The 15152-nt window shown below is 72.0% G+C and carries 12 protein-coding genes; 4 read left to right on the forward strand and 8 right to left on the reverse strand.

All coding sequences use genetic code 11. From position 1 onward, the window contains the following. The first annotated feature begins 100 nt into the window (after positions 1 to 100). From ACIHAA_RS30085 to ACIHAA_RS30095, 3 genes are all read left to right on the forward strand, one after another. A complete protein-coding gene (locus ACIHAA_RS30085; RefSeq protein ID WP_399822686.1) occupies positions 101 to 856 on the forward strand; it encodes a class I SAM-dependent methyltransferase in 756 nt (251 codons plus the stop codon). After that, complete coding sequence (locus ACIHAA_RS30090) at positions 853 to 1908, forward strand: NAD-dependent epimerase/dehydratase family protein (protein WP_399822687.1); 1056 nt, start codon at positions 853 to 855, stop codon at positions 1906 to 1908. The genes ACIHAA_RS30085 and ACIHAA_RS30090 overlap by 4 nt, the downstream gene beginning before the upstream one ends. Before the next feature lie 517 nt (positions 1909 to 2425). Further along, entirely contained in the window at positions 2426 to 2884 is a 459-nt protein-coding gene (locus ACIHAA_RS30095) for a hypothetical protein (RefSeq protein WP_399822688.1), read from the forward strand. A 174-nt stretch (positions 2885 to 3058) separates the two neighbouring features. Here the strand turns inward: ACIHAA_RS30095 and rfbB are convergent, their stop codons facing one another. The 6 genes from rfbB to ACIHAA_RS30125 form a co-directional block, all read right to left on the reverse strand. Beyond that, entirely contained in the window at positions 3059 to 4048 is a 990-nt protein-coding gene (gene rfbB, locus ACIHAA_RS30100) for a dTDP-glucose 4,6-dehydratase (RefSeq protein WP_399822690.1), read from the reverse strand. Positions 4049 to 4711: 663 nt separating this feature from the next. Beyond that, complete coding sequence (locus ACIHAA_RS30105) at positions 4712 to 5635, reverse strand: TniQ family protein (protein ID WP_399822691.1); 924 nt, start codon at positions 5633 to 5635, stop codon at positions 4712 to 4714. Next, entirely contained in the window at positions 5632 to 6672 is a 1041-nt protein-coding gene (locus ACIHAA_RS30110) for a TniB family NTP-binding protein (protein ID WP_399822693.1), read from the reverse strand. Before ACIHAA_RS30110 ends, ACIHAA_RS30105 begins: the two co-directional genes overlap by 4 nt. Further along, on the reverse strand, positions 6666 to 8819 hold the full coding sequence (locus ACIHAA_RS30115; protein WP_399822695.1) for a transposase: 2154 nt from the start codon (positions 8817 to 8819) through the stop codon (positions 6666 to 6668). The genes ACIHAA_RS30110 and ACIHAA_RS30115 overlap by 7 nt, the downstream gene beginning before the upstream one ends. Continuing rightward, positions 8813 to 10744, reverse strand: a complete 1932-nt coding sequence (locus ACIHAA_RS30120) for a Mu transposase C-terminal domain-containing protein (protein WP_399822697.1) — start codon at positions 10742 to 10744, stop codon at positions 8813 to 8815. Before ACIHAA_RS30120 ends, ACIHAA_RS30115 begins: the two co-directional genes overlap by 7 nt. Positions 10745 to 10785: 41 nt before the next feature. Next, entirely contained in the window at positions 10786 to 11631 is an 846-nt protein-coding gene (locus ACIHAA_RS30125) for a TnsA-like heteromeric transposase endonuclease subunit (RefSeq protein ID WP_399822699.1), read from the reverse strand. Between the two features lie 275 nt (positions 11632 to 11906). On the opposite strand from ACIHAA_RS30125, the gene ACIHAA_RS30130 reads away from it, so the two are divergent. Then, positions 11907 to 13100 (forward strand): PIN domain-containing protein, encoded by a 1194-nt coding sequence (locus tag ACIHAA_RS30130; protein WP_399822700.1) that lies wholly within the window; start codon positions 11907 to 11909, stop codon positions 13098 to 13100. 61 nt (positions 13101 to 13161) lie between these two features. Here the strand turns inward: ACIHAA_RS30130 and ACIHAA_RS30135 are convergent, their stop codons facing one another. Together ACIHAA_RS30135 and tpg are read right to left on the reverse strand one after the other, a co-directional pair. Then, on the reverse strand, positions 13162 to 14523 hold the full coding sequence (locus ACIHAA_RS30135) for a DNA-binding protein (protein WP_399822702.1): 1362 nt from the start codon (positions 14521 to 14523) through the stop codon (positions 13162 to 13164). A gap of 64 nt (positions 14524 to 14587) precedes the next feature. Continuing rightward, positions 14588 to 15145, reverse strand: coding sequence for a telomere-protecting terminal protein Tpg (tpg, locus tag ACIHAA_RS30140; protein ID WP_399822704.1), 558 nt, complete (start codon positions 15143 to 15145; stop codon positions 14588 to 14590). Positions 15146 to 15152: the final 7 nt, after the last annotated feature.

Genomic DNA, 15152 nt, shown 5'->3' on the forward strand with positions numbered 1-15152 from the left:
GTGGGCCGCTGTAACCGCGTGGACTACCACGGCTGGACCACCCCCCGAGGTGGACGTCTGACGCTTTTTCGTGTCGATCCACTGCTCCTGGAGGACGGACATGTTGGCAGAACTATTCGCTCGAAGCGGCCGAGCACTGCTGGAGGGCTTCCCCCCGGACGGCCGGGAGTACTGGGCCGCACGCTTCTGGGACCGCGCCGCAGCCGAGCAGCACGTGCAGTTGCGGCCCGAGTTCCTGACCCAGAAGGAGACGATCGCCGATCTGCTGCGTGCCCACGGGCAGGACGCCAAGTCGGTCATCGAAGTGGCCTGTGGCACCGGCGAGTTCACCGAGATGGCCGCGAAGCTGACGCCCGCTGTCGAGATCACCGCGATCGACATCTCCGCCGAGGGCCTGGCACGCACGGCGCAGCGGGTCAAGCACGACGACCTCAGGCTGGTGGAGGGCGACTTCTGGGCCGACAACGGCCTGGAACAGGCGGACCTGGTGCAGTGCCTGGACGCCATCCACCACCTGGGAGACCTCAGGCAGGTGCTGATCCGGCTCCGCTCCATGGTGAAGCCCGGCGGCATCTTCATCGGCAACCTGTGGACCGGCGACAACTTCCACGAGTTCCAGCGCAAGCGCTACGGCGTCGCGGGTCACTTGACGCGCACCGCCTCGTTCCTGGGCACGGCAATGATCATCCGGGCCTCGGCGGGCCGCCTCAAGACCGGTGCCTACCGTACCCAACTCACCCGCAGCGACGAGGCCGTGGCCGTGCTGCGCTCGGTCTTCGACGAGGTGCTCGAGGTACGCAAGGAACGGTACTTCATGGGCTTCGCATGCCGAGTCGACGGTGGACCCCGCCCATGAAGGTGCTGGTGACCGGAGGGGCCGGGTTCATCGGACGCCGTGTGGTGGATGCCTACACCAGGGCGGGACACGAGGTACGGGTCCTGGACGCGCTGCTGAGCGACACGCACCGGCAGCGCGTTCCCCCACCCCTGCCCGACGGTGTGGAGTTCGTCCTGGGTGACGTGCGCGACCGGGAGACCGTCGAGACCGCCTTGCACGGCGTCGACATGGTCAGCCACCACGCGGCCGTGATCGGCAGGGGACGGGAGATCCTTGACGCCCGCCACCACGTCAGCTGCAACGACCTGGGAACGGCGAACCTGCTCGCCGCCATGGCCGAGGCCGGGACGCGGCGGCTGGTGCTGGCCGGTTCGGTGGCGATCTACGGCGACAGCCGCTACGACTGCGCCGAGCACGGCCGGGTGCTGCCGGGCCGGCGCAGTCGCGAGGATCTGGACGCGGGGCGGTTCGAACCGCGCTGCCCGGAATGCGGCACCGAGCTGGTGTCCAGCGCGGTCAGCGAGACCGACCCGCCCGACCCGCCCCGCAACATCTACGCGGTGACGAAGCTCGCCCAGGAGTACCTGGTGGGCGTCTGGGCCAACGAGACAGGGGGCCAGGCCGTCTCTCTGCGCTACCACAACGTGTACGGGCCGAACATTCCCTACCAAAGCCCCTATTCGGGCGTGGCGGCGGTCTTCCGCAGTGCCGTCGCACGCGGAGAGGCACCCGTGGTCTACGAGGACGGCGGGCCCCTGCGCGACTTCGTGCACGTCGAGGACGTCGCCGAGGCCAGCCTGGCCGCCGAACGGTGGACGGGCACCGGGCACCGGGCATTCAACGTCGCCAGCGGCACCCCGCACACCATCGGCGACGTCGCCCACGCCCTGGCCAAGGCGGCAGGGGCGCCGGCGCCCGTGGCCTGCGGGAGGTACCGGATCGGCGACGTCCGGCACATCGTGGCCTCGCCCGACCGGATCATCCGCGAGCTCAAGTGGCGACCCCGGATCAGCTTCGAGGAAGGGATGGAGGAGTTCGCGACGGCGCCGATGAGCGGACTGCCGACCTGACGCCGGCGCCGCGGCACCCGCCGGTGTGCCGCGGCTCAGGCCTCGACGTCCCGGCCTCCTCCAGCCTCGGGGGGCACACGAACCGTCGGGGAGCAACGGCGACCTACGGCCGCCACGCAACTATTCTGCGCTTGCACGCAGTATGCGGCCGCCACCGTGACCGGCGCGGTTCGGGCGGGGCTCTCCGGGCGATGGTCGGAGCACCGGCGCATCCTGGTCATGACTGATCAGAAAACGTGGAACCTGGGTACAGGGGACATCGAGATCGCGTACGAACATCCAGGGCCGACCGTCCCACACCGCTGCCAGATCTTCTCCCCTGCCCCATCCACGTCTACGCCGACGAGTTGATGAGCTACGGGCCGACACGCAAAGCGCTGGACCCGCAGGCAGGTGGCCAAGCGGATCCAGCGCCTGCTCCCGGTCGATCTGGTGCCCGGCCTCCGGCCTCTTCCGCTCTCCCAGTTCGGCGTCGAGCCGGAGCACATACCCAGCGGGACCCTCACGGACGTGCTGCGTGAACTCGCCGCCCACGCCGAGGGCCCTGCGGCGCGTGGTGCCGCACGAGTCACCCGCGCTGTTACTGGGACGGTATCTGTCGGCGCTCGACGTGCTCTGCGCCGAGGAGGAGCGACGACTGCACCTACGGATGCTCCATGGCGTGGCACGACTGACCCACTGGTTTGTCGTGTTCAAACCCCATCTCGGGCGCCTGACGCCCTACCAGAACAGCAACCGGATACCCGTTGCGATCGTGGACACCCTGCTGCCCGACGTGGGCGACACGTCCGCCGTTGACTCCTGGTCGCTCACCCGGACCATGGAGAAACACCAGGAGTTGGCCGTCCTGATCGCAGCCGTCGGGTTTGTGATGCAGCCCGACCTGCACCCGCGCCTCAGAGCGACAGCAGAGCGGCATCTCGCCAGTCATGCGGACGACCCTGTCCGGCGCTACTTCCACCCGCGACGGCTGTAGCGGCTCGGGCTGGCCGCTGGGGTGCCGCACAGGCACCGCCTCGTGCCGCGGACCCGGTCGGTTCGACGGGTCGCGTGCGGTGCCCGGTCGGTGAGGCGAGCCGTACTCCACCGAAGCTGAACGTGCGTCAGCACCGTGGCGACAAAGGTGCGGGCACCAGCCGACGTCGGCCTGTCACGCCGGAAGTTCTGCCCGGGCGGTCAGCGGCTCCCACCACTGCCGGTTGTCCCGGTACCAGGCCACGGTGTCGGCCAGCCCCTCGTCGAAGCCGGTCAGTGGCTCGTACCCGAGCTCGTCCCTGATCTTCGAGGTGTCCAGGGAGTACCGCAGGTCATGGCCCTTGCGGTCGGCGACGTGCCGGATCCGGTCCCGCCCCGCCCCGCACGCCGCCAGCAGCCGCTCGGTCAGCTCCCGGTTGGACAGCTCGGTGCCGCCCCCGATGTGGTAGACCTCGCCCGGCCTGCCGCGCCGCAGCACCAGGTCGATGCCGCGGCAGTGGTCGGAGACATGCAGCCAGTCGCGGACGTTGCGGCCGTCCCCGTACAGCGGCACGCTGCCGCCGTCCAGCAGCCGGGTGACGAAGAGCGGGATCATCTTCTCCGGGAAGTGGTAGCGGCCGTAGTTGTTGGAGCAGCGCGTCACCGTCACGTCCAGGCCATGGGTACGGTGGTAGCTCAGCGCCACCAGGTCCGAGCCCGCCTTGGACGCGGCGTACGGGGAGTTGGGCGACAGCGGTGTGTCCTCCCTCCACGAGCCCTCGGCGATCGAGCCGTAGACCTCGTCGGTGGAGACATGGACGAACCGGCCCACCTTGTGCCGCAGTGCCGCGTCCAGCAAGACCTGCGTGCCCAGCACATTGGTGGTCACGAACGGTGAGGCGTCCGCGATCGAGCGGTCCACGTGCGACTCGGCCGCGAAGTGCGCCACCGCGTCCTGACCGGCCATCACCTCGTCCACGGCCGCCGGATCGCGGATGTCGCCGCGCACGAAGACCAGGCCCTGGTGTCCGGCGACCGGCGCCAGATTCATCTCGTTGCCCGAATACGTCAGGTTGTCCAGGACCGTGATCCGGGCGCCCGTGCCACAGGACAACTCCCCGAGCAGAGCGGCCCGTACGAACTGCGACCCTATGAAGCCGGCTCCGCCGGTGACAAGTATCCGCATAGACGCAACAATCTAGACGACGCTGACCGTCGTTCGGGCGGAAAACCGGGATCGCCGAGGACGTCGTGAGCAGATTCGCGAGCAGAATTGCCGTACTCGCATAAGACGTTGGCCGTTCGCGGCAGGGCCGTCCGCTGGCTTCCGGGCCGCCGTGCTGACATGGGGGGCAGGAGTGCAGGTGCTGCGTTGGCGGTGACCTTGGCATCGACGAAGCGGCCGGTGTGCCCCTCGGGCTGCCGCCGCTCCAGGCATCGGCGGAGAACCGCTACACCATCCCCGCTACCAAGCGGTACCCCGCATGCCAACGAGACACCAGGCGCTCCAGATTCCCCGACGAAGTCGAAGCCCAACTGCCGGACATGCCCCATGGGCCCACGCGGCACGGGCGCCCTCGGGGGCGGGGCGGGAAGATCGTCACGCCTCGCGCGGCGCTCCTGCTTCTCCTGACAACCTCGAGTTCCTCGACAGCACCCGCGGCGCCCACGTATCGACCTCGGGTATCTCCGGAGTGGCCACCAAGACCAGCTTCGCTGAGCTGAGGGTTTGGTGTTGCGCAGTGGGCTGAGCGGGATGGTGACTTTTGCTCAGTGTGGTTGGCGCGTCTATAGGTACCGGTGCTGGCTGGCTTTGTGAGGGCTGGGGCGGTGTGGGGTGTGGGTTGGTTCAGCGGGTGGTGAGGCGTTGCCAGAGCAGGTCGTGGTCGGCGGGCGCGAGGCGGGTCAGGTGGAGGCGCCGGGCGAGGTGGCGGAGGAAGGCGGTCTGCTGGGTGCGGGTCAGGGCGGCGTGGCGGGGGAGGCGGTCGAGGGTTGTGGCGAGGGTGAGGGTTTCGGGGTAGGTGATCAGGGTCCGGCAGGTCAGGGCGGGGGAGGCCGGGCCTGAGGTGAGGTGGGGGTTGGCGGTGGTGAGCTGGTGCAGGCGGGTGTGCCAGCGGGTGTGGAGGTGCTGGTGGTGGTCGTACCAGCGGGTGGTGATCGTGGTGGCCCAGCTCAGGGAAGCCGTGGTGGGTGGACGGCGGGCGGTGAGGCGAGCGTGGGTGAGTTCGGGCAGGGTGCGGATGTCGAGGGGGATGCGCTGTCGGGGGTCGCTGGAGGCTTGCTGGTGACGGGTGCAGATCATGGCCCGGGGCAGGTCGGGCGCGGGGTGGATCCACGCGGGGGCGGTGTGGTGGGGCGGGCGGCGGAGGGTGCAGGCGGTGCAGGCCGGCAGGGGCTGCACGGCGGGGGCGAGGGGCTGCCAGCGGGCGGTGGCGGTGGGGGTGGTGGCGATGGAGGCTGGCGGGGGCCGGCGGGTCAGCGCGCGGTCGAGGTGGGCGGGCGGGATGCGGGTGAAGGCGGCCAGGCGGCGGGCGGCTTCGCAGCTGAGGTGGAGTTCGGTGGCGTGCGGGGCGGCGGGGGTGCCGGTGGCGGTGATGTGCAGGCCGTCCAGGAGGTGGGCGGGGGAGAGGCGGTAGGCGGCGGCGAGGCGGGTGAGGTAGGAGGCTGCGCTCTCGCGGGGCAGCGGTCGCACATGCAGCGCGCCGGGCGGGCTGGGCCATATCGTGCCGGGTCGCACCGCGGGCGTGGGGCGGGTCCGGGTGGGGGCGGTCACCGGCGGGGGCGGGGGCGGGTGCGGCGGGCGGGGGTGCGGGGTCGGTAGTGCTCTTCGGCGAGGTGGTCCAGTGCGATGGTGTCCAGCAGGGTCTTGGTGATCCGCTCGGTGCCGTCGAGGATGGCTTCGATGGCGGCCTGGCGGATCAGGCGTGAGAGGCTGCCGATGCGTCCGGCGGTCCGTTCGTGCAGGTACGGCGCCAGCCTGGGCAGGCTGCCGGTGCGGTGTGCGGTGAGGTCGAGGGCTGCTTCCAGGGCGACGATCAGCTCGCGGAAGGGTTCGCGGTGGCCGGCGCGGGCAGGCAGCGCTCCGCAATCGATCAGAGAGGCGCGTCCGGCCAGCTGTGCGCCGCGTATTCCGCTGAAAACGGCGCTGGCGGTGACATCGATGCCTGCGTAGACGAATGTGGCGCCGATGCGTTCGGTGAGGTCCTTGAGCCAGTCGGCGGCCTCCGCGCCGCTGGAGGAGCGCGGGTTGAGCCGGTGGATCTCGTCGATCAGCACGAGTGTGACGCCGGCCGTGGTGTAGGTGTGGCAGACGGCGGTCGTGATCTGCGCGGTGGTCATGCGGCTGGCCACGGGGATGCCGAGGTAGCGGGCGAACTCGGCGGCCAGGGTCTTGGCGGTGGCGCCGGGCGGTACCAGCACGTAGGCGACGGGCACGCTGGTGTCGCCCGGGTGGGCGCGGCGGGTGTGGGCGAGGTGGCAGGTACGGCCGACCTGGAGCAGCGCGGTGGTCTTGCCGGTGGTGGCCGGGCCGGTGACGATCAGCGACGGCCGTGCGGTGGCCTGCTGGTGGCGGCCCAGGATCATCAGGGTGCGGACCTGGCGTGCCAGGGATTCGATGGCCGGGGTGCGTACGGTGACGAACTGCGAGTGGTAGGCCAGGCGTTCCTCCGCCGAGCGGGGTGCCTGGCCCGGCTGCGGTGGCGTGGGGGGTGCGGCGTGGGCGAACCGGGCGAAGCCGTCGAACGTCGTTACCGTGCCCGCGGCAGCCTCCCCGTCGTTCGGGGGCGAAGGGCGGGCAGGGCTCACCACAGTTCGGCCTCCTGGTCGGCGTCGTACAGGGTCAGCGCGCCGCTTCCCGGCAGCGTGAGTGCGCCGGGCTCATCGGCGCCGGCGTCGTCCTGGTCTTCGGCGGGGGATCGGGCGTCCAGCACATCCAGGCTGTCCTCCGCCTCCGTTGCGGCCTGGGCCGCAGTACGGTGCGGTGTTGCCGGTTCGCCGCCTGCTGCCTGGGAGGCTGCCTTCGCCGCGCGCGTGCCCGGCGCCGTGGCGGGTACGGCTGGCGGCGCCGGTGTGGTGGGCCGGGTGTGGCGCAGGATCTGGTCGGCGGCCTCGGCGAGGGCGGCTTCGTGTGCCGCGCGTTCGGCGCGCTGCTCGAGGGTGGTGCGGATGTGGCGCCAGGTGGTCTCGCTCATGGGCGCGTGGACGTGGTCGCGGTGGATCCACGGGATCTCGTGCAGGTGTCCGTCGGGCAGGCGGAGGTAGATCTGGCGGACGTCGTGCGGGTTGAGGTGGAACTCCCACTTGCCGCTGGGGCCGGTGGGGCAGGGCCGTCCTCGGTGTTCGTTGAGGATGGCGTGGTCGTAGGTGCGGTAGTTGATTCGGATGCCGCGGCCGGTGACCGGGTGGAAGCGCACCGGCAGCAGTTCCGTGTAGTCGGCTCCGGTCAGCGGCAGCGGCACATAGCCGCTCGCGCCCAGCAGCGCGGCCCACATCTCGCCCGGGGACAGCGCCTTCTTGGGCAGGAGGGGGTGGCGCAGCCCGTCGTGGGGGCGGTGCTGCCAGCACGCGGTGATCCACTCGTCCAGCAGTTCCTGCATCTGGGCCACGGTGAAGCGGGCTTCGTCTTCCACCGCCTCGCCGCGCGCCAGGATGTGGGGGCCGGTGTAGCCGGCGACGTGCTGGGCGAAAAGGGTGTTAATGCTGCCGAAGGTCCGTTCCACGGCGCCCTTGGCGGTGGGGGAGCGGGGTGGGGCGGGCTGCACGCTCACCCCGAGGGTTTCGCAGGCGGCCAGGAAAGCGGCGGAGAGGAACACCCGCCCGCGGTCGATGACGATCGTCTCGGGCACCACTACCGGCCGCGCCGCCGCCTGTTCAAGCCGCGCGTCCAGGGCGAGGAGCCGGTCGTAGGGGATGGCGGCGTGGGCCAGGCGCAGATGCTCGCCCCAGCCGGGCCGCACCGGGTGGGGCACGGCCATCTCCGCCAGCAGCAGGGCCGCGTCCACCGCCTGGGTGCTCTGCTCGCGCAGCACGGCCGCCACCACCGACCGTGTTGCCACGTCCAGGGCGATCGTGAGCTCCGGGCGCACCGGCTTTCCGTCCTCGCCGATGGCCATGATGTCTATCCGGGTGGTGTCGACCTGCACCAGCTCGCCCGGCCGTAGCGCCACCACCGGCGTGAACGGCCGCACCGGCACGGCGGTGGCGGTGCGGGCGGGACGCCCCGGGTGTTCCAGCGGGTCGGCCAGGACCCGCACTAGCCGGTTGAACGTCGACGGCGCCGGCAGCGCCACCGCGCCCGGCCCGTGGGCCTCGGCCAGGATCTGCCCGGTCACCTCCCGCAGCCCCTTCAGCGTGCCCGTGGAGCGGCCGCGCTGGCGGCGCAGCGCCTTCAGCACCGCGGCCACCACCCGTTCATCCGCACGCCCGGTTGCGCTCGACGGCTTACGCTGCCGGACCAGGCCCATGACGCCGCCCGTGTGGTAGCGGGCACGCATGCGGCGCACGGTGGCCCGGCTGGCCCGCGGCCAGCCCAGTGCCGCGAGTTCGTCGGCCTTGGCCTGCTCCCGCTCGGCCATTGAGGTGCGCTGCGGGTCGTACTCGGGCCGGGGGGAGCCGGTGCTGCCTGGCCCGTCGGGCAGCCCGGTCTCGATCTCGCGAATGTGCCGCTGCCAGGCCATCGCCCTCTCCCGCTCCCGTTCGGGCACCGCCTCCAGAAGGCCCCACGGCGCCGCGGCGGGGACCGGGCAGCTCACCACCGCGAAGGTGGGATCGGCGAACAGCAGCGAGGTCAGAACCGAGGCGGTCTGCCCGTCCTTGTCGACGAGGCGTACCGAGGCCCCAGCCACGGCGGCCACCTGCCAGGGGCGGCCCTCGAACGTCACATACGCCCCGAGTTTGACCTGCCGGCGCCGGGCGGCGGCTACGGCGCGGGCCGGGCGGCCGGGGGTGCTCACCACTGCCCGGCCTCCGCCTCGGCGTCATACACCGACCACCCGCCCGGTTCCACGGCCGCCGTGCCGCCACTGGCGGCGCCGGGCACCGCGCCGCCGGCCCCGCCCCGGCCAGCCGCTTCACTGGGCTGCGCCGTGGCGGGGGAGAGGCATGCTCTGTCGCTGCCCGGCTGCACACCACCGTCGGCGCGGGCACCGGCGGCGCGGTGCGCGAGGACGGTGCCCGTGCGACGCCGCAGCAGCTCGTCGAAGGGCCGCAAACCGTGCTCGCCCTGCGCCCAGGGCACCACGTGGAGCTGGCCGTCGGGCAGCCGGACGAAGACCTGCCGCGGGTCATGAGGATGGTGGTGGACCTCGAACCGGTCCCGGCGACCGCGGTGTTCGTCCAGGCACGCATCGTCGTAGCGGCGCCCGCCCAGCCGGATGCCGGATTCGGTCACCGCGCTCCGCCGGGCTGGCAGCAGTTCGCCGTAGGCCTGCCCGGCCAGCGGCAGCGGCACCCTCCCGGCCGCGCCCAGCAGCACCTGCCACATCTCCTTGGGCGTCAGCCCCGCCCGGGGCAGCAGCGGATGCCGCAACTGCTCCTGGGGACGGTGGTGCCAGACGCCAGTGATCCATTCGTCCAGCAGGTCCTGCAGTTGCGGCATGCTCCAATACACCCCGTCCGCCCGGCCCTCCTGTCCGGCGGTGACGGCCGGCCGGGCTGCCATCGCGTGCCGGGTGAACAGGCCGGCGAGCACCTGAAGCGTGCGCAGCGCACCACTGGCGGCGCCCGCCGTCCTCGGCGGGGCCGGCTCCAGGCTGATGCCCAGGCTCTCGCACACGGACAGGTGCGCCGAGGTGATACCGGTCGGCCCCCAGTCGAGGACGAGTGTCTCGGGGACGGCCACCGGACGCGACGCGGTGGACTCGATCCGGTCGGGCAAGGACATCAGCCGCCGCTCCGGCCCGCCCGCGTGGGCCTGTTCCAGCAGGGCGGGCCAGCCCGGGCGCAGCGGCTGCGGCACGGCCATCTCGGCCAGCAGCACCGACAGCTCAGGCGGCCCGCCCTGCTCAGGGTGCAGTACGGCGGCCAGTACGCAGCCGCTCGCCTGATCCAGCGCGGCCGTCACCGCGACCTCCACCCCGGCCCCGTCCTCACCCACCGCGCCGACTGGCAGGCGGGCGGTGGCGACATGGACCCGCTCCGCGGGCCGCAGCGCTGCAGGCGGGCCACCGGCCCGGCCCGCTGCGGTGGCGGTGCGCGCGGGGCTGCCCGGCGGTTCGGCCGGATCCGCCAGCGCCTTCACCAGCCGGTACAGCGACGAGCGGGCAGGCAGCCGTACGCGGCCCGGCCCGTGGGTGTCCGCCACGATCTGCTCCGTCAGCTCGATCACCTGCCGGGTGGTGGTCTTCCTCCGTCCTCGGCACCGGCGCAGCGCCTCCAGCACGGCGGCCACCACCCGCTCGTCCGTACGCCCGGTGGGAGACGGGCTGCGCAGGTGGCGCTTGTCGACCAGCCCCCACAGGCCCTGCCGGCCATGGACCAGCCGCATCCGCTGCACCGTGGCCCGACTGACCCTGGCCCAGCCCAGCCCCGTGAGCTCCTGGGCCTTGGCCGCCTCCCGCTCCGCCAGAGTGAAGCGCTGTGGGTCGTACTCGGGCCTCGGCGAGCCGCTTCCGGGGCCGCCGGGCAGCCCGGTCTCCACCTCGCGGATGTGCCGCAGCCAGGCCAGGGCCCGCTCCTGCGCCGCCAGTGGCACCGCCTCCCACAGCACCGGGGTGACCGGCGGCGCCGCGCTCGCGCCGATCACCGCGAAGCCGGGCGCGGCCACCAGACGGGCAGCCAGCATGCAGGCGCTGGCTCCGTCCCCGGCCACCAGATACACCCGTCCGTCCGCCAGGCCGGTCACCTGCCAGGCGCGGTCCTCGAACCGGACCTGCGCGCCCACCTCAACGCACCGCCCACCAGGGACGGCCGTACGGTCCCTGCTCACCTCGCGTGCTGCTCCCGCTCCCGCTCCGCGTCGTCCTCGGCCGGGTCCGGGCGGCCGGCCGAGACGAGGGTGTGCTCGCCCAGTGGCCGGGTCAGGTCCGCGGTCAGTCGCCCGCTCCACAGCGCGTGGTAGAGCACCGGCAGCGCGCTCAGGACCTCACCCGCCGCCGCGGCCCCGGCCATCAGCGGCCGCGGCGCGGTGAATGCCTCCAGCACCGCCTGCTCGAGCCCGCCGGCGTCGCGGTGGCGGGGATGGCGGTAGCCGGCCAGCCACCGCACGTTCGCCGCCACCGTCCTGTCCGGTGGCACCAGGCGCCGGTAGGCGAACCCCACCGCCGCACACGCCGCTTCAAGCACCGCGGCAGCACGCTCGGCCCGGCCTGCGGCGGGCGACGTCATAGTGGGGCAGTCGGCGAACAGCGCGCCCCCGTCGGCGTAGCGGGCGAACACTTGCGGCACCCACGTCAGCACCCGCCCGCTGCCAGGATCGCGCCAGACCAGTCGCACCGGCCGCGCCGACAGCCCCACCACCTGCGGATCGCGGTCCAGCAGCATCAGCTGCGTGCACATCGCCTGCGACCCGTGCATCACATGCCCGGCCGTGGTGGCCGACCACCACCAGCCCGGCCCCCACCGCCGCCCCGGCACTACCGGGAACGCCGCCACCGGGGCCAACTGCTCGAATTTGACCGCGATGGCCGCCTCCACCCAGCGGCGCTGCACGAGCGTGCCGTCCACTCCGATGAACTCCGCCTCCACCGTGCCGGGTTCCGGCACCCGGTGGACGCTGCCGGCGGCGGGTAAGCCGGCCGGCGTGCCGTCCTGGCTGCTGTCGATGATCACGTACTCCAGACAACGTCATTCCGGTCGCGCCGCGCAGGCGAACCGGCCGGTAACCAGGTCGTGTTCGTCTCGGCTCTCGGCCCCTTGCCATGTGCGTGCCCCACGCTGCCACCTGGTGCCGCCCCGTGTCAGTGCGGGGCTCTGCACCTTCCTGGCCGCCCCGCGAGCAACGTGCGTGCCACGCGGAGCGGCTCTCCGCTGCACAATGAGGCATCTTCAGTCACCCGGAGGAAGACGTGCCGCCGATGCCGCCAACGCGCATCCCTGTGGTCGCAGTGGACACCACGGAGTTCTTCACCGATCTCACCCTCTCGAAAATCGCCTGGTCGCAGATGCGTGTCTGGGCCCTGAAGGGCCATGCCGAACTATGGGTCCCGGAGGTCGTGATCCAAGAGGCGACGCGGCACTACCGGGGCCACCTCGACGACCATGTGAGGAAGCTGAGCGACGCCGACAACGCCCTGTACGAACTGGCCTGGGACCGGGACAGCCAGTCCTCCGTCGAGCCACGGCACGACGAAGTCGCCGCTCTTCAAAGCGGCTACGAGAAGTGGCTTCGAGCGCGACTGGACAGGGTCGGCGCGGTCATCCTGCCCCTCCCACGCATGTCCCACGAAGAGATCCTGGGACGCATGCTGCGTGAGGAAAGGCCTTTCCGAGCCAAGGGCGGCGGAGGGAAGAAGGGCGCGGACGGATACCGCGACATGCTCATCTGGGCGAGCATCGCCGAGCACGGAGCCGAACGCCTCGGCCCCGAAGACACGCTGTACTTCATCACCAGCAACCACAGCGACTTCTGCGAAAACCAGAAGACCAGCACGGTCGCCCGTGCCCTCCTCGCGGACCTCACCGGACAGCCACCGCAGGACAAACGGGTCTACGCCATGGGCTTGCAGCCCCTGGACGGCAAGATCCCGGCTGTACAGCGCCTGGACAGGCTGACGGACCTTGCCCAGATCTTGCCGAAGAGCGCACAGGACACCGCCGAGCTGACGTTCCAGGACCGGCTGGCGACGGATGCTCACCTGCGCACCCGCCTGCAACAGGCCGTCAAAGATGCGTGTGACGAGCTGGCCGGCAGGGAGATCGACGACGTCGACAGGGTCGAGCCGTACGGAGCCGGCCTGGACTTCGACGAACTCCGTCTCCCACTCGACGAGCCACGCCTTGCGGCGATCCACGTGCACCCGGACACCGTACGAGCTGCTGTCTACGGAACCGATCCCGACGCCGAGCCCGTTCAGTTCCTCGTCACCGTCACCGCCGAGGCCGAAGCCCACGTGGAGGGCTTCCTCCACGTCTCCGAGTACGACGAGGACTCCGACTTCGCAGTCTCTCTCGTCAACGACTACACCTACGAAGCGGAAGGCACTCGCCCGGTAGTGCTCCACTTCAACGCCCGCTTCGACCCTGACCACGAGAACACCATCGAGCTCGATCTGGAGAAAGCCACCCCATTGGGCAACTGATGTCCGAGTAGACCGCCTACCAGAGCGCGCTTCACAGTCCCACGGCACCAGCCTTCGAGCGTCAGCCGCCGTCCGAGTCCGCGGCGAGCAGCTCGGCCAGTTCCCGGGCGGGCAGGCGTGACCATGCGGCCACATCCTCCAGCGCCACCCCGGCGGCGACGGCCGCGGCGGCGGTGTGCACGAGCGCCTGGTCGATCAGGCCGGCGCTGTGGCTGAGCTGCTCCAGCAGCGTGCGGGCCACCTCAGCCGTGGTGCCGTTCTGCACACCGCGCAGCTGCCCGAGCCCCTCCCGGGCATCGCTGAGCAGTTGGTCGAGATGCAGGCGGTGGTCGGCGGGCACGGCGGCACGCCACCGCGTACCGGTACCGCCCGACGTCCTCTCCGCAGCCAGGACCCGCAGCTGCCCGGCCATCATCGCGGGCTGCTGTTCCCGCTTCACGAACCACGGATCGTCCCGCCACCCCGGCGGCCCGCCCCCACGCCGGCCGCGCACGATCGCGCCCATCCAGTCGATCAGCGGTCCGCCGTAGTCAACCGCGCACAGCGGCCCCAGCCAGTCCCGCCCCACCCGTTCGCCCAGCCGGCGGCAGAACGCCCCGTCGGCGGGCAGCGGCCGAGGCTGCCCCGCACCGCTGTCCGTCCACACCAGATCGGCCATGGCCGGCTCCAGCAGCGTGTCGGCCACGTCCACCACCTCGGGGAAGATGGCCGCGTCCCGGCCCACGATCCGCCACCGCCCTAGATCCGTTCCGGCGTCGCCACCCGCCAACTGGTGCAGGCGGCACGGCCAGATCTCCTCCTGCTCCCAGTACAGAGCCTGCTCCCACCACCGGGCCACCACCGCATGGGCCACCGCGAAGGCCTGCGCCGGATCCACCCCGGCCCGCCCCGCACGCCGCACCACACCCGCCCACCGCCGCTGCGCGGCGACCACCTCCGGCACCCCGTGCACATCCAGGTACTCCAGCTGCTGGTCGGCGTCCGCGTCCAGCAGCCACCGCCCGTGCCGCACGCACACCCGCCGCCAGCGCGGCAGGTACCGCACCGCCCGCACCGCCTGCCCGGTGCGCCGCGCGGTGCACAACCGGCACCCGAACGCGGCCGGCCCCACCACCGCGCCCGCCGCCCGCCACCGCGCCTGCGGCACACCAGCCTCCCGGCCGGTGCTGATCTTCGGATCGTCCACGGTGAACCCCGGCAGCGCCCGGGCCAGCACCTCGTACCCGGTCCCGCACAGCTCGGCGAGCGCACCCCGCCCGGCCTCGTTGAGGACGACCTCCGCATCGGCGCGCACACCCCCGCCCTCATGCCGCACGGGGGAGTTGCGGCACGTCCACAGCCGCAGCACGCCCGCGGCCGGCAGGCTGTAACGCGCCGCCGCTCGATGGATCAGCGACGCGGTCAGCTCTCCGGCCAGTGGCACGGTCCGTAACGCTTTTGCTGCCACAGCCGTTTCCTGCTTCCTGTCTGTCGTGGGCCCGGTTCGGCTACAGCTCGAATTCGAGGTCGATCAGGTCGGTGAGTTCGACTTCGAGGCCTTGGGCGCGGCGGCCGTTGTCGCGGAAGTAGACCTCGCCGAGGGCCTCGGCGGCGACGCGGCGAAGCTGGTCCTCGCCGGCGCCTTCCTCCCGGGCGGTGAAGAGGCGGGCGGCGTGCTGGGGCGGCAGGGCGAGGGTGAGGTGGCGGATGCGGGCGTCGTCGGTGCTGCCGGGGGCGGCGGTGTAGCCGAACCGGGCCTGGACATCGATCATGATGCCGCCGGTGGTGGCCGCGTTCTGCCTGGCCTTGGCCCTGACTTGCGGCTGCCAGCGGGCGCGGACCTCGCGTTCGAGGCGGTCGGCGAGCTGGGGCCGGGGGGTTTTGATCTGGTTCTTCACGTACCGCTCGACGGTGCGCTGGCTGATGCCGAGCAGCTCGGCCACCCGCCGGGTGCTGCGCCGGTGCTGGCGGACCAGGTAGCGCATCTGCGCCCCGGCGGACTTCGGGATCGGGCGCGTGAACGCGCCCTGCACCGCCTTGTCGAGCCCTTCCCCGACCGTGACCATCGCTGCG

The organism is Streptomyces sp. NPDC052040 (assembly GCF_044548405.1).
In the GTDB taxonomy this organism is placed as follows: Bacteria; Actinomycetota; Actinomycetes; order Streptomycetales; family Streptomycetaceae; genus Streptomyces.

Bases quoted from the DNA above. Each gene is read 5' to 3' on its own strand.
- ACIHAA_RS30085 (WP_399822686.1), top strand. From the start codon at position 101: ATGTTGGCAGAACTATTCGCTCGAAGCGGCCGAGCACTGCTGGAGGGC.
- ACIHAA_RS30090 (WP_399822687.1), top strand. From the start codon at position 853: ATGAAGGTGCTGGTGACCGGAGGGGCCGGGTTCATCGGACGCCGTGTG.
- rfbB (WP_399822690.1), bottom strand. From the start codon at position 4,048: ATGCGGATACTTGTCACCGGCGGAGCCGGCTTCATAGGGTCGCAGTTC.
- tpg (WP_399822704.1), bottom strand. From the start codon at position 15,145: ATGGTCACGGTCGGGGAAGGGCTCGACAAGGCGGTGCAGGGCGCGTTC.